Origin of the sequence: Microcystis sp. M144S2 (genome assembly GCF_020246065.1) — a bacterium.
GTDB classification, from domain to species: Bacteria; Cyanobacteriota; Cyanobacteriia; order Cyanobacteriales; family Microcystaceae; genus Microcystis; species Microcystis ichthyoblabe_A.
Map to the genome: position 1 here is coordinate 1 of NZ_JADBTR010000082.1, position 20,049 is coordinate 20,049.

The window sequence follows — 20,049 nt, forward strand, 5'->3', positions numbered from 1 at the left end:
AATTCTTGGGCTGCCCATTTCTCCATTTTTTTGCTTACCTCCACCTTGATTCCTTCTTTCAAAACTATACCTATCAATCGTTTCCCCTTTTTTTAAGTTTCTTCTCTTTTTGTTAAGAAAGATCCGACTAATGGATAGCTTGATAAGGGGGGTGCCGATCCCCCCTGCCCCCCTTGATAAGGGGGGCATCTGATAATTTTTAACGCCTACCTACTTAACAGTTTCCGGTTAAACTTTCGATAAGTTTTTCAAGGTCATCATGCAGTGGCCGAAGCCGACCGATTCGAGTCCCCCTAGATAAATATCCCCCGTTTTATCTTGTTCCAGTGGTTTCCAGTTGTCCCAAACGTTATCATCGATCGGTTTAAGGGCAAGGGGAAAAGCGAGGACTGTTCCTTCTGGTATTGCCTCGACATTAAAAAAAGCTTTATTAGCCGCCACTTTCCGATCTTCTTCTAACTGCACGCGACTCTGACGATAGAGAGCCATATCGTGGATCATACCCATATCATTGTCATCGACCACCACGGCGGGCAGGTTTTTGAGGGGAAACCAGGGTGTTAGATCCCAATTCGGGTAACTCACCGTGATAAACCCCAAGTTGAAGAAAAGTACGGGGTCAGAGTTGTTTTTGGAACGGGTTTTTAGAGTTTGCGAGCCGGTGTACTCGGGGGGGATGTCTGCCTTGACGTCGGCAATGCGTTGGTAGCGTCGCAGTAAACTCGGACAACTAACCCAAACGATCGGTTGTCCGGGGCAGAAAACTGGCAGCCAGACGATCGAGGCGTGTTCTGGTTTGATAATCGATTCGTAATCGTAGTTTTCCTGTCGGTTTTTTTCCGCACCGCGGCCGTACCAGCGTTCCACTTCTTGTAACGCGCTCGTTTTGGCCTGTTCTGGGGATTGCCCTCGCTTCTTGTATTGGCTTGTTAAACGGGCTAACATATCGGAGCGGAGACGACCGCGTAGGGAACTACTGGGGATTATGCCTGTTTGGGTGAACTGATCGCGAAAGATCAGGTTAAGGTTGCCGCTTTCTTCCCCGGCGGCGGCTCCCAGATGGAGTGGGGCAAGGGTTTCAATGATGCCGTAGGCTTTTAGATACATTCAATTCAATCCTTTTATTGTTAGCGGTAGAGATAGTCCACAGCCGATATGTTTGAGGGGAAACCCCTCTCTAGGAAACCAGTCTTCCGGCCAGTCCCACCACGATCGCCCGATCGGTTCTTCCAGCACATACACGCTTCCCGAAGGAACGGAATACCTACCCCGTCCCAAGCGTCCACCTAAACCGTAACGGTAGGGGATGGGTTTGTCGGTGAGCAGCAGTTGAACTGAGGGGAAATCGGGTTGTTCGGGAATTCGGGAGGAAAATCGTTTCGATCCCCAGATGGCCGGAGTAATCGTCGCAAAGGCCTGTTCGATTGGCTGTCTCAGCAATTCATAGATGGCCCAATCCGGTTTAATCTCAACGCTCTCGATCTCGACTAGATGATTTTCTCCGCCGAATTTATACCATCCCGGATCGAGGGGATGGGTGGCCAGATAGATCAAACAGGTTCCCTCCTTCATCTGCACGGCGTATTCTAAAAACAGACCGTCCTTCTCGACGGTACAGCGTCGATCGATCTCTAGCTTGGGATGTAGGATCGGGGTAAATTCCCACGGTGAGAGTTCCGCAAATCCGTTGTCGGCGATGTATTGCGCCGATTCTGTCCAATCTTCACTAGAAATCCAGGAAAATTCGGGTTCTATTGAGTCCTTGTCGCAATCTCGCTCCCAGACGACTTGTCGATCGGGTGCAGGTCGGATTCGCCATTCGTCGGAGTCGTCGGTGGCGATTATTTTCGTGCGGGGAATCGGGATATAGACGTTACGAAGACTATTGGTTTCGGCCCAGAAAGGGCCAGCGATGAAGAGGTTGTCTCTTAATTCCCGATGGCTATACTGATGGGTCGTTTTATTGGCGCTGAAAAATAGTCCGGATAGGGTGGCGGCATCGGGGGGAAATTTAGAGCCAGAACGTCCGACAAGGTTTTCTGGGGAGAGGAACGCGCCGGAACTACCGTACATCATGCCGAGGGGTTTAATGATGATGAGATGGGAAAACATAAAATTTAAGCGGGAAAAGTTAACGAAGGCAATAGATAATCGGTCTTTAATAACCGGATTTAGGATTATTTTTTGATCGTTTCCCCGATCGAGAGATGCCAACCGATCGCGATCAGTTCGTCTATCCAGCGAACGATCGCCCTAGCGTAGTCCTTCGATAGCGCGCCCTCTGGGAGGGAGACGATCTGATTATCTTCTTTTTCTAAAATTTCTTTATAGCCGCTAAAGTATAGATCGAAAAACTGTAGGAGTGTGGAGAGGTTATCGAGGATTTTCGAGTCTGCGCCATCGGAATGGCTTCTAGGGTTATCGAGATAGCCCAGACCGAAAGCGTGACGGGCTTTTAGTCGGGCAAAGTCACCATAGATATGACCCCAGTTTTTCCCGCCGTCCCGATCTCGATAGTGGTTTAGCGTGTTCAAGTATTTCCATCTGGTTGTCCATTGAACATATTGCCCGTTGTTAAATAAAACGCGGATGGTGAGGCGATCGCGTCCTAGTTTTTTCGAGCGCTGTTCTGCTTCCCGACAGTGCTGTAAAACGTCTCTCTGGGGAATGCTGTGGGCTGCCCAAACGAAGCCGAGACTTAGAGTCACCCGTTGATTGATTTCTTCAGTTTTTCCGGTTTTCCACTGTTGATCGAGGGTTTGTAGCCAGTGAAAAACTCGATCGATCTCGATCGAGTCGAGTTGTGGATCGGGAAATTGGCTATTATAAACGATGCCCAAAAAATCATCTCCTCCCGCGTAAATTATTCTACCGAGTTCGGTCTGGTTAAAGTCCCTCTGAAATTTTTGTCCCCACCGACGCATAATCTTGCTGAAATCTCGGATTTTTTGGTCTGAGCCGAGGTCTTTCAGGTAATCGCCTACTTTATCGCCATCTCCCATGAACCAGCCCGTTTTTTGTCCCACTGAGGCGGGGTTATCTTGCGGTCTCCTGATCAGGTCTCGAAATCCTCGCTGGCGAAGTTCTTCGGGAAGTTCGATTCCTAGAGAGCGGGCGATATGTGGGAGAGTGATCAACCGTTTGGTTAATTCGGGAATATTCAATCTTTCGTTTCCATCGATGTATTTGCCTTCCGGTTGTCTATCTTTGGGTTGGCCGTCAGGATCGTTAACTCCATCGAGTAGGAAGGCTAATCTTCGGTAGAATAGGGCGATATGTCGGTTTTCTTCGCTCCAGTCAAGCGTTTTCATGTCTTGGTTTTCCCGATCCATCCCGTACCAAGCGATCGCGTCAGTCCCGGACAGACTAGAGCTTTCCCCGACCCAATTCACCCCTTGCCAATTGCGGGCGAGTTTACGATTTTCCAGATCGACCATGGCGGACTCTAGATCGTCCCCCATGCCCCAGAAAAATTCCCAGGTGCGTTTTTCCCACTTTTTCCAGCTTTTTTGCCAATTCCATTCTGAGGAGCGATAGTAAGGCGCGAGGGCGTTTTCGACCCATTTTCTACAGGTTGCGAGAATATTTTTCCAACGATTTAAAAAGGCTCGTTGCAGTTCCGCAATGATTTCCTCGGAGGAGGAGGACTGTATTTCGCTATCGACTTTCAGGAGAACACGGTTGGGCATTCCCTGTTGGGAGTTTAGCAGTCCGGGGCTAATTAGGTGGTACTGCTCGGGCCGGTGGGTGACGATTGTACTGGTCAGATCCGAGAGAATCTGAGAGGCTCCGTACAGGTCCCTCAATTTGCGGGATTTTTCAATAAAGCTTTGGACGGGGGAGAAGGTGATGGCTATATATTTGGGCATAAAGCTATAGAAAACTCGATTGTTTAAGAGGTATATTCAACAGCCTTGAAAAGGCCTAGAAAAGACTTATCTCTGGCTAAAAAAATAGGATTGTTAGATTAATTGGCTCTTTTGTACTTTTATATCTATCACTAAATTTCTAATTATTGTGTTAATTTTAAATAATTTTTCTTAAACAATCTTTATTTTTATTGATTTTTATTAATTAAGTATCGTTTCTATTCAGACGCTTAATTAATTGGAATTAAAAAAATTGTAGGGTCAATTCATGAATTAACCCTACACATCTTTTCCATTCATACGCTTCACGAATTGGAAGCAAGATATTTTTTAGCGTTCCATGCCGCTAGAAAAGGGGAGTTTCCATTCATACGCTTCACGAATTGGAAGCAAGTCTTCTTGAAGAAGAGGCAGCCAAGTTCGGTCTTTCGTTTCCATTCATACGCTTCACGAATTGGAAGCAAGCCTGAAATGGCGCCATTGGCTAGATGTGATATTCCCTATATTGTTTCCATTCATACGCTTCACGAATTGGAAGCAAGAAGTTAAAAGTCGTTAAAGTCTTCACAAGAAATGCAGACTTATCTGCAGGTTTCCATTCATACGCTTCACGAATTGGAAGCAAGCCGTAAGAGCTTTGGGCGCTAGCCCAATCCCAGGCTGAGTGTTTCCATTCATACGCTTCACGAATTGGAAGCAAGAAGCTTTGCGGGATTATTGCGAAGCATTTTTCCAATATGGTCAAAAATCGTTTCCATTCATACGCTTCACGAATTGGAAGCAAGCTGGCATTACCAAACAAAAATGGCACAATTTTTTATCTCGGGTTTCCATTCATACGCTTCACGAATTGGAAGCAAGACTCACCCTCACACTGTGGGGTGTAATTTGGATTAGTATCGTTTCCATTCATACGCTTCACGAATTGGAAGCAAGGTTCGTAATAGTAGCCCGCTCTGGAACCGTGAGTGTCTCCACAGCGTTTCCATTCATACGCTTCACGAATTGGAAGCAAGAGAGTTGATCCCCATATACGGGGAAAGACAGGCTTGGATGGAGTTTCCATTCATACGCTTCACGAATTGGAAGCAAGGCTTACGCCGCCTCCAAGATATGGTGGATCTGTTGTTTCCATTCATACGCTTCACGAATTGGAAGCAAGAAGTCATTCAAGACCGAGCGGATTGATGGTGTGAATAGTTTCCATTCATACGCTTCACGAATTGGAAGCAAGACAAGATGAAGCAGTTATTCAAGAAGTAGGCGGCTTTGGTTTCCATTCATACGCTTCACGAATTGGAAGCAAGCAGAGCGTGTCGGCTCACTTGGACCCCGACCAGTTGAAGGTTTCCATTCATACGCTTCACGAATTGGAAGCAAGATAGTCGTTATCGATTCAGTAGCGAATATGATATCGTTTCCATTCATACGCTTCACGAATTGGAAGCAAGTGGGGAGGCATTAAAGCAATACTGTCAGGCCTTTTCGTTTCCATTCATACGCTTCACGAATTGGAAGCAAGACTAGCTTTGCAAAACTAGGCTGTACAAGGATTGTACAACGATTTTTCGTGGGATACTGAAAAGCATAGACATTATTAATAATAATTGTCAATAGTCACCTCGGTCATGAGGCTCAAAGCCTTACTGGACAAGGCATCGACGCACCTCAACGAAAACTCTAGATTTTCAGCCATTGTGTCTAACCCGCGAAAAATGTTGATAACCGATAACTGATAACTAATAACTGATCACTGTTCCTATGGACTAATACCCGCAGATTTAAGGGCTTTGTCCATTAAAATTACATGGGTACTGCTTTCCTGTCCCTCATTGTCAGCACGACATCGCTTTTTGATGATGAGGAATAGCGATCATTTTTGGGATAAGCAACTTTTTTGGCGATTTTGATGATGGGGAGTGCGATCGTTTTTGGAAGGAGCAATTTTTTGGAATGGAAGTAATTAAACTAAAACTAATCAGAATAAATATCTCGACGATGACCAACTTGATGAATCGTAATAAAGTCATCATCAAAAGAATATATCACCCTGTAATCGCCAATTCTAAGTTTAAACAAACCGCTTAAATTAGAACTTAAACTTTGATGTCTAATATCATCAAAATTTTCATTTATCCAACGAACTTTTTTAAAGACACGCTCCCGAACAACTGCCGTAAGCGACTCTAAACCTTCAAAAGCTTTATCGGTAAATTCTATATGGCGACGCATTACCAATCTAATCCTAATCTTTGAGCTACTTCTTCCGCAGAAATTCCCCGTTCTCCATTTCGAGTTCGCTGTAAAGAGTCAGCTAGAAATTGAGAGACTTCGGTTTTAAGTTGTTTATCAACATCAGGATCATTTAGTAGAGATTGAACTGTTTCTGTAACAGTTTCTTGAATCAAAAACTTAAAATCTTCAACACTTAGGTCTTTAACTTGCATTCTTGTAATTAGAACTCACTATTCTGACTATAGCATCGTTTAAGAATAGCGATCACGTTTTGTGGGGATACAATTGGAGGATGCGATCGCTTTTTGATGATGAGGAATAGCGATCACTTTTGGAGAGTCAACTTTTTTGGAGATTTTGATGAGGAGGAGAGGCGATCGTTTTCTTATCAAAGTCCTATAGAAATGAGATAGGATCAGGAAATTCCTGTAAAGTGTCAAGAATTTATGAAATCCATTAAAATCATTGTGGAAAAACATTCTGATGGCTATATCGCCTATCCATTGGGAATTCAAGGCGTAGTAGTCGGTGAGGGTGATACCCATGAAGATGCTCTTATTGATGTGCAATCGGCGATCGCTTTTCATGTTGAAACCTTTGGGGAATCAGTTCTCGAAGCTGACTCATCTTTATTAGAAGCCTTTGTTGTAGAAGCAATAGTCTAATGGCAAAATTTCCGGCTGATGCCCCTAAAGCCAAAGTGATTAAAATTCTTGAAAAATTTGGTTTTTCAATTGTTAGATAAAAAGAGCATATTTCTATGATTAGAAAAAATCCAGATGGAACAACAACACTTTTAACGCTACCCAATCACAAGCAAATTAAAAGCTCTACACTAAGGATTATTTGCACTCAAGCGGGTATCTCACGAGATGATTTTATTGCTTCCTATGAAAAGATTTAAAGCAAAATCCTTTAAATGTGATTATTTGGTCTTTTGAAAGTGCGATCGCTACTTAGGGTTTGCTGAAAAAGTACGGGCGAAGCATTGGGATAGAAAATCTACGGCTCTTCTAGGTTCTGTGTGATAAGTTTAATTGACATAGGATTGATCGATCTTTGTGTCCTTTGTGTCTTTGTGGTTCGTTCCACCCCCTCGCTAGGAGAAATGTATCTTAGAATACATTTTACCCACCAAAGCTGGGAGAGCCAATCTACGGTTTCACCGATAGGTTACTGCCCGAATGCTTCGCCCCTACAGGACGCGGGCCGATGAAGACGCAAGGTTTTGAAGCACGATTCTCTCAAAATCTTGCACCTGTTTCACGAGAAAAGCCACAAAACCCTGACCTTGCCTACATTTCACATTTATTCAGCAAACCCTACTTATGAGGGGTTTGTAGCCAGTGGAGAACTCAATCGAGATCGATCGAGTTGAGTTGTAGATCGGGAAATTGGCTATTATAAACGATGCCCAAAAAATCATCTCCTCCCGCATAAATTATTCTGCCGAGTTCAGTCTGGTTAAAGTCCCTCTGAAATTTTTGTCCCCACTGACGCATAATCTCGCTGAAATCTCGGATTTTTCTTAACCGATGAGATGGGATTGATCCCTGGCATTCTGTTTCCATTCATACGCTTCACGAATTGGAAGCAAGCTTTTGATGTGCCAGATGCGATTCAAAATCCTTTTGGGTTTCCATTCATACGCTTCACGAATTGGAAGCAAGTCAGCTAACTGCTCCCTTTACCCGTGGCCTTAGTGGCACGTTTCCATTCATACGCTTCACGAATTGGAAGCAAGCTATCGTTTTCCCACAGAAGGTCGGGTCGGGCAGCGTTTTTGGTTTCCATTCATACGCTTCACGAATTGGAAGCAAGTTGTACGGAAAATAAAAAGGAATGTTTTAACATTCCTCGTTTCCATTCAGACGCTTCACGAATTGGGTAGAGTCATAAACTCTAGTTAACAAAAGTCCAGCGTCCTTCCACCTTACCGTCAAGGAGTTGATGAGTACTTAAATATTCTTCAAGAACACCTTGGCTTGAAGTAGTAACAACTTTAGCGTTAGCTATTTCTTCAGGCGTGAGATTCAAACTCTTCAGCGAATTTTGATAATGATAATCTTGCACGCAGATTACATATAAACGATCAGCCTCTACAGGTTGTTCATTAATACTGAAAGATTCAATTGCTTTCTTAGTATTGTTATAAACTACTCGAACACCTTTGCTGATTTGATAACATTGACTTTCCCCAGGCTTTCTGTTTTCTGGGCGCAGAAAATGGGTAAATACCTTTGTCAGTTGCGCTCCAGTAACTTTAATTTTATAAAGAGAACCATCATACGGATAAACCTTCTTAAGATCTTCAAGAGTGACCACAGGCCCTAATTCTTTACCTCGTATGGAACCACTACCGACAAGCACGACATCAATCGTATCTATTTCTAAGAAGATATCAGCGATTAAATTACCTAACTCAGTTTCTTGTTCGCGCACGGGATGAGTCAATTGACGATTTAAACGGCTAACAATACGATTGTACTTGCGATCTACTTGTTCTTTGTAGGTATTGATAAAATTTTGCAAATCTACGTCAGGACTAGCTACCTGATCATTAATAGGAATAAGCTCCCATTTCCATTCGACAATGCTGTTCGTATCGTCGTCTACTGTAATATCGAAACGTCCGATCTGATCAGTCCCAACGGCGGCCTGGGTGATTAAAATGTTGTTTACTTGGGCAGGCTGTTCTAAAAGTGTATGAGAATGTCCACCAATGATCATGTCCACCCCCCACTCAGGGTCTAACATAGCCGCTAACTTTTGATCCTCTTCAAAACCAATGTGAGTTAGGAGAATTGTCAAATCAATATCTTCATTTTTGTAGGTATTACAGATCTTACCAACTTCAGCCGCTGCATCTTCTAGTCCAACAAATGTACCAATGCTTTTGTCCAGCTTTAAGGCACTAAGAACCTCTTCGGTGACAATACCAATGAACATAACATCAAATCCATCTACATTGAGGATGATATAGGGGTTCATCAACCTTTTACCGTACTTTTTAATGTACAAGTTGGCATTAACAATAGGAAAGTTTGCCATTTTTTCTAAGAAGAGCAAATGAGGAAAGCCATAGTCTAATTCGTGGTTTCCTAAAGTCACTACATTAGGTGCTAGGTAATTCATGATTTCCATGGTTGATAAGCCTTTAAATTCGGTATCAATCATCGAACCTTGAAGCATATCACCTGAAATAACATAAAGTGTATTTTTTTCCGTTTGACGCACTTGATTGATATAACCAGAAAGCAATGATAACCCGCCGATCAAACCACCTTGTCCAGTTTTAGCCTCCGCTAAAAAGTCGCCGTGCATATCATTGGAATGTAAAATCGTAAACTTTTTGAGTTTTGTTGTAGTTTCAACCATGAGTCTCTCCAGTAGTTTGAGTTGATTAAATGAAAGAGATAGTTTGATTTGGGTACTGCGAACGGTTTAAAGCTTGGCTTTCTGAATACCGTCAGAAGCTTGGTCTGTGATTTCTTCTAGCCGATCCAGAAAAAGTTCAACTTTTAGCAGTTTAGGCTCTTCGGTTTGTGTTATGCAATGGAGGGGGTTATAAAGGATAAAACCCTTACACAGAAAGACATTGCTTCGATTTATGCCCCCTGATCGAATCATGCCAAGTAACGAAGAGCCACAGCCCATAATATAGCATGACTTGCGCCAATGTAAAAACAGGGTGAGAGCATCACTGAGGAGTTCGGGATAGTGACAGTATTCACACTGAAACCTAGCGCGTTGTCGAACAATATGGTGGAGCGATTTAGGAATGACCATTTACTCTGGCGGCAATGACAGCGTTGATGTAGCTGAAAATTTGGTCGAGTTCGCCAATCGCTTCTAGATCAAGGTCTTCCTCCGGGGTGAGATCATCAGCTTTTTTCTTGTCAAGAAGCGTCTGCATCTAATCGCCCAGTTCATCTGTAAATTTGAATAGGCTGAGATTATTAATCTGTTGTACCCGCAATCCTTTGGGAATCAGGCTAGAGGGTTTGACAAGAACGCTCATGGTTGTGGCTGAACGTAAAGATTTTTCGATCCTAACAAATAGTTCCCGTGAAATAAATGAAAGTATTGCCCTGACACCATTCTACACCCCATTTTCTGAGGGGGGGTTAAATTATCTCCGACAAATAAAAATTATTCTCAATAAGTCAGATTATCAAGCCCCGAACTCCAGAAGTAGAAGGGCATCCGAGGGGGTCAACGAGAGAATACTGATAACTGATAACTGATAACTGTTCCTATTGACTAACACCCGCAGATTTAAGGGCTTTTTCCATTAAAATTACATGGGTACTGCTTTCCTGTCCCTCATTGTCAGCACGACGCTGAATATAACTGCCATCGGATTGTAATTCCCATGCTTGTCGGTTATCTGACAACATAATCCCGAGAATTTCTTCTAGTTCCTTGGCGATCGCTGGTTCATCAATGGGTGTCACTGCTTCCACGCGACGAGTCAGGTTCCGCGTCATCCAATCGGCGCTACCAATATACACCTCCTCCTGACCATCATTGTAAAAGTAAAAAATGCGGGAATGTTCCAAAAAGCGGCCGATAATGCTAATTACTCGGATATTTTCGCTTATTTCTGGCAATCCGGGCCGTAAACAACAGATGCCGCGAATAATTAAGTCAATCTGCACACCGGCACGAGAAGCGGCGTATAAAGCTTCTATAATCGGTTTATCGACAATAGAGTTCATTTTTGCGACAATGCGACCCGTACCGCCATTTTTACAGTTTTTGGCCTCGCGATCGATCATTGCTAACATCCGTTTTCGCAAACTCACGGGAGCAATTAAAAGTTTGCGATAGGATTGCTGACGGGAGTATCCGGTCAGAAAGTTAAATAAATCGGTGATATCTGCCCCTAAATCCTCACGACAGCTAAGTAAACCCAAATCAGTGTATAATTTAGCCGTTTTTGGGTTATAATTACCCGTGCCAATATGGAAATAACGACGGATTTTATCCCCTTCTTTTCTGACCACGAGAACCACTTTCGTGTGGGTTTTTAGACCAACTAAGCCATAAACAACGTGAACTCCGGCTTGTTCGAGCTTTTTCGCCCAAGTAATGTTATTTTCCTCATCAAAGCGTGCTTTTAGTTCCACTAACGCCGCTACCTGCTTACCATTTTCTGCGGCTGCAATCAGGGAATTGACAATCGGGGAATCTCCGGAAGTACGATACAAAGTCATTTTAATCGCTAAAACATGGGCATCATAGGCCGCCTGGGCGATAAACTGTTGTACTGAGGCACTAAAGGAATGGTAGGGGTGATGAACGAGAATATCGTTATTGCGAATTAAAGTAAAAATATCTTCGCCATCCTGTTCTAGGATACCGTCTTCGTTACCGTCAACTATTTCTCGCAATCCCTGTAAAACCGGTGGGGTGACAGGATTCCAAGGCGGATCTTTCAGTTCGGGACAGGGTAAAGACAGAAAATAAAATAAATCTTTGTGTCCCAGCAGTCCATCCACATCGTAAACATCGATCTCCTCAAGTCCCAGATCGCGCATGATCCGGTCTTTAATATTGCTAGGGGTAGAACTGTGAATTTCCAGACGTACTGCCGATTTACCGATGCGGCGCTTGCGTACTTCTTCCTCGATCGCTAATAATAAATCATCGGCCTCATCTTCTTCGACGGAGATATCGGCGTTGCGTGTCACCCGAAAAGGATAACATTCTTGAATGATCATGCCGGGGAAAAGTGCCTCTAAATTGTGCATTACCACCTGTTCCAGAGGCACTCCCGTCCAAATCGAAGCTTTTCCATCTTGGTGGCGTAATTCCTTCGATAATGCTAGAAAACGGGGGAAAACCTGCGGCACTTTCACCCTGGCAAATAGTTCTTTATCGGTATCGGGATCGCGAACGACTACGGCTAAATTGAGACTAAGATTAGAAATATAGGGAAAAGGATGACTAGGATCCACCGCTAGGGGAGTTAAAACGGGGAAAATATTTTGTTCAAAGTAATCGTGGAGATAATTGCGCTGTTCTTGATGTAAATCCACATAGTTAATCAGATGAATTCCCTGTTCTACTAAGAGATTTTTTAGGGTGTGTTCAAAAAGACGATCCTGCTGTTGTACAAGGGGACGCAGACGTTTACTGATCTCGGTTAGCTGTTCCGAGGCAGTCCGGCCATCGGCACTTAAAACGGCTACATTTGCCTCTACCTGTTGTTTAAGCACTGCCACCCGTACCATAAAAAATTCGTCGAGATTGGCACAAAAAATGGCGGTAAATTTTAATCTTTCTAGTAGGGGAGTCCGAGGATCAAGTGCTTCATAAAGCACGCGACGATTAAATTCTAACCAGCTTAATTCTCGGTTAAAGTAATATTGCGAATCTTTAAGATCGATTTCAGAAGTTACGGTAGAAGCTTTAGCCATAGAGTCTAATACCTAAATAATAGATTAAACAGTTAGTAAGAAGCCACTCAAGTCTAAATTTGACTATTTTTGGCGTTTTTTTAGGCTACACTGCCTTAGATTAACCAAGGTTACCCCGATTATCTTGGATGCTAGTCCTACTGATTCTAGCCTGACTGGAGGAAAAATCAATTTATTAAAAGGTTAAGAAATCAGTCCCGACAGATCAAGGTTAAATTAATCTTTCGGTGAAATTAGATTTGTTAAATATCTAGACTTCCCCTTTGACAAAAGGCCATAACCTGTGCTGTGACAGGGATTAAGAGAACTTGTGCCGCTCGTTACTGGCTATAAATTAAGGAAACCCCTAATAAATATAACGCTTTCTGTTGCAGAGAAGTCGGTCGAGTTATCTTAGAAAAACCATAACTTCCCTCTCTAATCCTACATTTTACTATATTCAAGTAAATCGTCCCCAAGTCCTCCAATAGAGTCCGAGTAATATCTCGTTCCCAAGTAGAACCGGGGAACGCTCTCTTTAGGTTCTACCTGAATACTAATGCTATTTTAAGGCAGAGCCTTAGATATTGTGTTCCAAGAAGTTAATTTTGTCCTATTACTTATAAAATGATCTATCAAAACTAAGTTAAAGTAAAATCAATCGAGTGACCGCAAAACTTTTCCCAGAGATTCCCTCTGACAAAAGAAAAATCGACCCTTGTGACAAGGGCAAAGAATTTATTGGACATCAAGAGTTGAGTGAGAAACTAGGAGTAGATTTTTATTTTGCTACTCCTGATCATTCTTGGGAGAGGGGATTAAACGAGCCGACTAATGGACTAAGCTCAGACGGATCTAAATCCCTTATTCTTGGATTAGCCGAATCTCCCCCACCCCCCGGAAGTCGGAAAGTTGGGGGGAGTCTTGCCTCTTGCATAAGTCCCTCATCTCAACAGGCAATTTAAATTACGAAAAGCTTAACAATCGTCCTCGAAAATCTCTTGACTATCCTAGCCCGAATGAGGTATGCTCTGATAGCTCAGACAGTGATGCAATTCAGGCTTGAATTGGCCTGTACACAGAACCGAGGATTTTAGGCATGAGGACGGAACACAAAAATCCAAAATTAAATTGTCAGAAATTAGCAGAAGTCTTTTTATCAAATCCTTTGATTGAAGATTGCTATTTTATGATACGAGAGGGTGAATTAGTCGCCTATATTGTTTCCTCTGGAGCTTGGAATTCTGAACAATTGTCCTCCGATTTACAGTCTCAGTTACCGGACAATCTTCTACCTAATATCTATGTGCAAATTTCCAGTTTACCCTTAACCGATAGCGGTGATGTCGATGAAACTGCATTAAAGAATATTGAAATTATCGATGATCATCAAGTTCAGGAAACAGAAGAAAAACTAGGCTCTTTGTCAGATATCGATCAAGTCGCTGTCGTCATGACTTCCAAAAAAATCAAAATTTTACCCCTACATCTATCCGAATTATTACCCTTAAAAATAGAGAAAAAAAATGATCATCAAAAATCTGAAACCCCGATTCATCTGGGGATTCACACTTCTAACACTCAAGCTGGAATCAGTCACGGACAGCTTTTAGAAGAATCTGAACTTCAGCCTAAAACCTTGGCAGAAATCCTCCAAAAAGCTGCTGAAAATTATTCAAATAAAGGGATTATTTATATTCAATCTAATGGATCAGAAGTTTTTCAGTCTTATCAACAATTATGGGAAGACGCTCAACAAATACAAGCCGGATTACAAAAGCAGGGTTTACAAGCTCAAGATAAAGTGATTCTTCAGCTATCGGAAAACTATGATATCATTTCCGCATTTTGGGGGTGTCTTTTAGGGCGATTTATTCCTGTTATTATTTCAGTACCACCCAGCTATAAAGATTTTAATAATGAAATTCATAAAATATGTCAAGTTTGGCAGTTGTTAGATGAACCTATTATTATCACAAATCAATCCCGTCAGCAAGAGATAAAACATTTAGAACAATGGTTGCCTAATCAAACCTTAAGATTGAGTTTTATTGAAGAATTAAAAACTCATTCTCCCCATCAGCCTCCTATTAGTCAACCGGATGATATCGCGTTCTTTAATCTAACATCAGGCAGTACAGGAATACCGAAATGTATCTCATTAACCCATAAAAATGTGATCTCTCGTGCGCGAGGAACAAACATCATTTGTGAACATCAAAACGACGATATTATTCTTAATTGGCTTCCTTTTGATCATATTGGAAGTATTTCAGACTGGAATATTCGCTGTGTCGAGTTAGGATGCCAAATGGTTTATGTTCAAACTGAATATATATTAGGTCGTCCTTTGAATTGGTTAGATTTAATTGATCAATATCGAATTACCCATAGTTGGGCTCCTAATTTTGCCTATAATTTGATCAATGAAGCTTTAAAAAAAGAACCGGATCAAAATTGGAATTTAGGTTGTGTCAAATTCTTTTTGGCGGCGGGTGAAGCTGTTTCTGGTCAAGCCGTTGGAGAATTTATTAACAAACTTCATCTTCAATATAATCTGAAAAAAACGGCGATGCGTCCTGCTTTTGGGATGGCAGAAATGGGGTCAGGAATTACCTATTATCAGCCGACAGAACAACAGCCATTACTCTTTTATACGGTTGATAAATCCTCCTTGAATTCTTCCTTAAAACGAGTCCATCCTGAACATCCCAATGGTGCAACTTTTACGGATTTAGGATTACCCATTCCGGGGATATCGATTAGAATTGTTAATGCTGATAATTTCCTATTACCAGAAGAAACCATTGGTCATTTACAAGTTAAAGGACATCCAGTTTCACCGGGGTATTATAAAAACCCAGAAGCGAATCAAGACGCTTTCTTAAAAGATGGCTGGTTTAAGACAGGAGATTTCGCATTTATTAGTAACGGTCATTTAGTCATTACTGGAAGAAGTAAAGAAACCATTATTATTAATGGAGTGAATTATTATAGCCATGAAATTGAAACTGTAGTGGAAACTATTGAAGAAGTACAAGCGTCCTACACAGCCGCTTGTCCTGTTTATGATCCTAGGAATAGTACCGATCAATTAGCTTTATTTTTTAGTGCAGAAACCTTTGACCACCAGCATCTAGCGGAACTTCTGAAAAAGATTAGACGAAAAGTAATTAACAGTTTTGGCGTTAATCCTGAATATTTAATCCCCTTAAATAAAACGGAGATTCCTAAAACTTCTATTGGTAAAATTCAGCGATCGCAATTAACAAAACGGTTTACGAACGGAGAATTTAATTCTATTTTAAAAGAAATAGATATTTTATTAGAAAACGATCAAACCATTCCTGATTGGTTTTACCAGAAAGTTTGGAAACCTCGATATCCAGTTAACTTAAAACCCGAACTTTCCAAGTATTGTACTTTAATTTTTCTGGATTGCTTGGGTTTAGGAGCATCTTTAGCAGAAAAAATCCAAGGTCAAAACTTACCCTGTATCACGGTTTTAGCAGCGGAAGAATTTTCTCAAATCAGTCAAAATTGCTATACCCTCAGACCAGGGACAGCCAATCATTATCAACAGTTAATGGCATCTTTATCCGAGCAAAAAATTATCCTTGGCAATATTATTCATCTGGGTACTTATCAAGACTATCAGGGAGAAATTTCAACAATTGAACAGTTAGAAAAAGCACAAGAAAAAGGGACTTATGATTTATTATTCCTAGTTCAAACCTTAGCTAAAACTCATGATTTTAACTCAAAAATTCAATTGCTATTTGTTTCTAGTTATAGTCAATTTGTCATAGAAACCGATGAAATTGCCTATGAAAAATCTCCAGTTTTAGGACTGATCAAAACCCTAGCTCAAGAACTTCCTTGGTTAAATACTCGTCATGTTGATTTACCCCTGGGTCAAACCGAAATTAATGTCAGTTATCTGCTGCAAGAACTATCCGTTTTATCCAAGGAAAGAGAAATTGCCTATCGCCACGGGAAACGTTTAATCGCAGGTTTGGAAAAAGTCAATTTACTTCAACACAGCCAACAGGAATTACCCTTTAAATCAGGGGGAATTTATCTGATTACCGGAGGACTAGGGGGGATTGGCAGACAAATTGCTCAGTATTTGCTCAAAAATTATCAAGCTCGTTTACTGTTAATTGGAAAAACACCTTTACCAGAAAAACACCTTTGGAGTGAGTACCTCAAAACCGAAGATCAATTATCCTTAAAAATAAAAAATCTCCAAGCTTTAGAAAATCTTGGGGGACAGGTAATTTATCAAGCGGTAGATGTGGCTAATTTCCCTCAAGTTAAACAGGCTGTAGAACAGGTAAAAAGACAATGGCAAGGAGAACTTAATGGGGTGATTCATCTGGCTGGAATTTACAAAGATTGTTTACTTCTGGACGAAAATCAAGAGGGTTTATCGACAATTCTTCGTCCTAAAGTAATAGGAACTTGGGTTTTACATCAACTCCTCAAAGAATCTCAGGGAGTTTTTATTAGTTTTTCTTCCTTGGCTAGTTTTTTTGGAGGAGCAGCTTTGGGTTCCTACGCGGCGGCTAATAGTTTCCTTGAGTCTTTGAATACCTATCAAAAATCTAAGAATTTGTTCCCCAGTTATTGTTACAGTTGGACAACTTGGCAAGAAACCGGGATTAGCCAAGGTTATCAGATGCAATACATAACCCGATCTCAAGGGTATTATGATATGACAGTACGGCAAGGTTTAGACTCATTTCTAACCAGTTTATATCACAACCAAAGACAATTAATAATCGGTTTAGATGGGAGTAATAGCAAGATTAATCGTTTCACATCTAGGTCTGAAGGATGCCAAAAGTTAACGGCTTATTACACCCGTAAATCTACAGTTCAATCGGTCAATCTACCTAATCATGTTAGTCTAAAAGATCGATTGGGAACGTCCTATCAATGTCCCCTAGTTCTGCGACAATCTCTGCCTATTAAGGATAATGGAGACATTGATAAGCGGCAATTACTCAAGGAACTACAAGGCAAAGAAAATAACGAATTGATAGCACCCAGAACGGAAGCTGAACGTCAAGTTGCTAAGATTTGGCAAAAGGTGTTAAATCTATCTCAAATTGGAATTCATGACAATTTCTTTGAACTAGGAGGACATTCCTTGCTGGCCAGTCAAGTCATCTCTCGTTTACGCGATGTTTTCTCGGTAGAATTGTCTTTGCACAGTTTATTAGAATATCCAACTGTTGCCAGTTTAACTCAAACGATTGAGGTGCTTAATGTAGCCAACAATAGTCAAAGTGTATCCAAAAGTGGTAAAGTTATGACAACAGCCGCAGAAAATTATGAAGAAGGAGAATTATGAAAATAGGTTAACTAAAATTTAAGCTTTTCAGAACCCTTTTGGGAAAAAATGTAAAAAATTGTATCCATCACTAAAATTTATCATCCAGAATATGCTATAAATAGTCTCGGTTTAAAACAGTCTTTTTGTGGAGTATGTAAGCGGTTGCTCCCATAGCAACTGACTTTAACAATAACCACCGACTCCCCGCCATTGATAATTTTTGTTTGGTCTATAGTGTTTAGTCTTTGAGGGACTTAAATTTATGAAAACAGTTGAATTTTTATCGGATCTGAATCATTTAGGTGTGACAATTTGGATGGAAGGGGATAAGCTGCGCTATCGTTCTCCTCAAGGTGTTATGACTCCCGATTTACTCGAACAATTGAAAGAGCATAAAGAAGAACTCATCGTTTTATTGCGTGAACAAGCTGACAATTTTAGTTCGGAAACAGACTATGATGTGGCAATTTGTGGCGGTGGATTAGCGGGTTTAACCTTAGGGAGACAGTTAAAACTTAAACAACCTAATCTTTCTGTTGTTGTTCTTGATAAAATGGCTCGTCCTTTACCGGAAGCTGGTTTTAAAGTGGGAGAATCAACCGTTGAAGTTGGGGCTTTTTATTTAGCAAATACGCTGCAGTTAACCGATTATTTTGATCATCAACATTTGCCTAAATTGGGATTACGCTATTTTTTCAAACCTCAAGAAACTGAATTTCATAAAAGACCTGAACTGGGATTATCAGAGTTTCATGCTCCTAAATCTTATCAAATTGATCGGGGTAAATTAGAAAATGATTTACGCCAATTTAATATTGAAGCAGGAATTGACCTTAAAGAAAATTGTTCGGTTAAAGACATCGAGTTTGCTGAAGGGCTACAGCAACAGCATAAAATTATTTATACTCAAGGCAGTGGAGCGAATCAAAAAACTCATTGTATTAAATCCCGATGGGTTGTCGATGCGATGGGTCGTCGTCGATTTATACAGAAGAAACTCGGTTTAGCGAAACCTAATCATAATAATTACAGTGCGGTTTGGTTCCGAGTTGAGGGTCGTTTTGATGTCAGCAATTTTGTGCCAGCCAGTGAAGAAAAATGGCATCGGCGTGTTCCTAATAACAACCGTTATTATTCTACAAATCATTTATGCGGTGAAGGATACTGGGTTTGGTTAATTCCTTTATCTACGGGTTATACCAGTATTGGCATTGTGGCTCGTCAAGATATTCACCCGTTAAAAAATTATCATAACTATGAGTTAGCCTTTCAGTGGTTAAGGGAAAATGAACCCGTTTTAGCGGCTCATTTAGAAGGTAAATCCCCAGAAGACTTTAGAAAGATGCCGAAATATAGCTACTCCTCGAAACAAGTCTTTTCCTTTAATCGTTGGGCTTGTGTCGGTGAAGCAGGCCTATTTCCTGATCCGTTTTATTCCCCCGGTTCAGATAGTATTGGTTTTGGCAATTCTTTAACCACTCAAATGATTGAACTTGACCTTAAAGGTCAACTAACTCCCGAAAGAGTTGACGATGCGAATCACTTTTATTTAACCTATCACGATGGGTTAGCCTTTAATATTCAAAATTCCTATAACTGTCTTAAAAATGGGACAGCGATGGCTACAAAAGTCATCTGGGATACCTTAGCTGGATGGACATTCGGTTGCTTAATGATGTTTAATTCCATCTTCCTTGACCCGGAACTTAAGATGAAAGTTCAACAGATTAATGCAGAATTTTTCCCTCTTTCCTATCGAATACAACAACTATTCCGAGATTGGGCAAATCAATCCCTGGGTCGGGTTAGCTTTGAATTTATTGATTACTTAGCAATCCCCTTTGTAAATGAACTGCGAACCAGGAATTTACAATCTAATAAAACCGAAGCTGAAATCATAGAAGCTTATCGAGCCAGCTTAAAATTATTAGAAGAATTTGCTCAAGTCATTTTTCAAATTGCCTTAGAGGATACCAGACCCGAACTGTTACCTAAAATTAACGAACACCCCTGGTTAAATGCTTGGGCAATTAGTTTGGATGCCAGTAAATGGGAGACTGATGGGCTGTTTTCGCCTAAGAGCGAACCTCGTAATTTACACAGCATTAAAAAACAATATTTAGAGGCAATAAACCGATAAAAATAGACGAATCAAGTTGATTGGATTTCTAACAGTAGCTCAAGTTAGGGCTACTGAACC

General features: G+C 41.2%; 14 protein-coding genes, 1 pseudogene and 2 CRISPR repeat arrays. Of the genes and pseudogenes, 5 read left to right on the top strand and 10 right to left on the bottom strand.

Going from position 1 to position 20,049, the window contains the following annotated elements:
• The 6 genes from IM462_RS10695 to IM462_RS10720 all read right to left on the bottom strand — a co-directional run.
• Positions 1-189: hypothetical protein (locus IM462_RS10695; protein ID WP_287715175.1), on the bottom strand; the 189-nt coding region annotated here is incomplete at its 3' end.
• Between the two features lie 39 nt (positions 190-228).
• Positions 229-1,107, bottom strand: a complete 879-nt coding sequence (locus IM462_RS10700; protein WP_287700105.1) for an RAMP superfamily CRISPR-associated protein — start codon at positions 1,105-1,107, stop codon at positions 229-231.
• Positions 1,108-2,112, bottom strand: a complete 1,005-nt coding sequence (locus tag IM462_RS10705; RefSeq protein WP_287700104.1) for a CRISPR-associated protein — start codon at positions 2,110-2,112, stop codon at positions 1,108-1,110. It abuts the gene before it with no gap.
• A gap of 65 nt (positions 2,113-2,177) precedes the next feature.
• Complete coding sequence (locus IM462_RS10710; protein ID WP_287700103.1) at positions 2,178-3,869, bottom strand: Cas10/Cmr2 second palm domain-containing protein; 1,692 nt, start codon at positions 3,867-3,869, stop codon at positions 2,178-2,180.
• 288 nt (positions 3,870-4,157) lie between these two features.
• A CRISPR array of direct repeats spans positions 4,158-5,391; the repeat unit is 35 nt; unit sequence GTTTCCATTCATACGCTTCACGAATTGGAAGCAAG.
• A 452-nt stretch (positions 5,392-5,843) separates the two neighbouring features.
• Positions 5,844-6,101 carry a type II toxin-antitoxin system RelE family toxin gene (locus tag IM462_RS10715; protein ID WP_002741151.1) on the bottom strand — a complete coding sequence of 86 codons (258 nt, stop codon included), beginning with the start codon at positions 6,099-6,101 and terminating at the stop codon, positions 5,844-5,846.
• A complete protein-coding gene (locus IM462_RS10720; protein WP_271937179.1) occupies positions 6,101-6,316 on the bottom strand; it encodes a hypothetical protein in 216 nt (71 codons plus the stop codon). The genes IM462_RS10715 and IM462_RS10720 overlap by 1 nt, the downstream gene beginning before the upstream one ends.
• Positions 6,317-6,550: 234 nt before the next feature.
• On the opposite strand from IM462_RS10720, the gene IM462_RS10725 reads away from it, so the two are divergent.
• Positions 6,551-6,769: a type II toxin-antitoxin system HicB family antitoxin gene (locus tag IM462_RS10725; protein ID WP_002741155.1), complete on the top strand. Its 219-nt coding sequence runs from the start codon at positions 6,551-6,553 to the stop codon at positions 6,767-6,769.
• Positions 6,770-7,128: 359 nt separating this feature from the next.
• Positions 7,129-7,320 (top strand): hypothetical protein, encoded by a 192-nt coding sequence (locus IM462_RS10730; RefSeq protein WP_287700102.1) that lies wholly within the window; start codon positions 7,129-7,131, stop codon positions 7,318-7,320.
• 139 nt (positions 7,321-7,459) lie between these two features.
• Here IM462_RS10730 and IM462_RS10735 read toward each other — a convergent pair whose 3' ends face one another.
• The 4 genes from IM462_RS10735 to ppk1 form a co-directional block, all read right to left on the bottom strand.
• On the bottom strand, positions 7,460-7,606 hold the full coding sequence (locus IM462_RS10735; protein ID WP_287700101.1) for a hypothetical protein: 147 nt from the start codon (positions 7,604-7,606) through the stop codon (positions 7,460-7,462).
• A gap of 61 nt (positions 7,607-7,667) precedes the next feature.
• Positions 7,668-7,998: direct repeats of the CRISPR family, unit length 35 nt; unit sequence GTTTCCATTCATACGCTTCACGAATTGGAAGCAAG.
• 8 nt (positions 7,999-8,006) lie between these two features.
• Positions 8,007-9,482: a bifunctional metallophosphatase/5'-nucleotidase gene (locus IM462_RS10740; protein ID WP_287700100.1), complete on the bottom strand. Its 1,476-nt coding sequence runs from the start codon at positions 9,480-9,482 to the stop codon at positions 8,007-8,009.
• 397 nt (positions 9,483-9,879) lie between these two features.
• On the bottom strand, positions 9,880-10,020 hold the full coding sequence (locus IM462_RS10745) for a hypothetical protein (RefSeq protein ID WP_287700099.1): 141 nt from the start codon (positions 10,018-10,020) through the stop codon (positions 9,880-9,882).
• A gap of 340 nt (positions 10,021-10,360) precedes the next feature.
• Positions 10,361-12,529, bottom strand: coding sequence for a polyphosphate kinase 1 (gene ppk1 / locus IM462_RS10750; RefSeq protein ID WP_287700098.1), 2,169 nt, complete (start codon positions 12,527-12,529; stop codon positions 10,361-10,363).
• 629 nt (positions 12,530-13,158) lie between these two features.
• On the opposite strand from ppk1, the pseudogene IM462_RS10755 reads away from it, so the two are divergent.
• From IM462_RS10755 to IM462_RS10765, 3 genes and pseudogenes are all read left to right on the top strand, one after another.
• Positions 13,159-13,350, top strand: a pseudogene (locus IM462_RS10755) (IS30 family transposase); the annotation flags it as partial.
• A gap of 257 nt (positions 13,351-13,607) precedes the next feature.
• A complete protein-coding gene (locus IM462_RS10760; protein ID WP_287700097.1) occupies positions 13,608-17,867 on the top strand; it encodes a non-ribosomal peptide synthetase in 4,260 nt (1,419 codons plus the stop codon).
• Between the two features lie 244 nt (positions 17,868-18,111).
• Positions 18,112-19,989 carry a TubC N-terminal docking domain-related protein gene (locus tag IM462_RS10765; RefSeq protein WP_287700096.1) on the top strand — a complete coding sequence of 626 codons (1,878 nt, stop codon included), beginning with the start codon at positions 18,112-18,114 and terminating at the stop codon, positions 19,987-19,989.
• Positions 19,990-20,049: the final 60 nt, after the last annotated feature.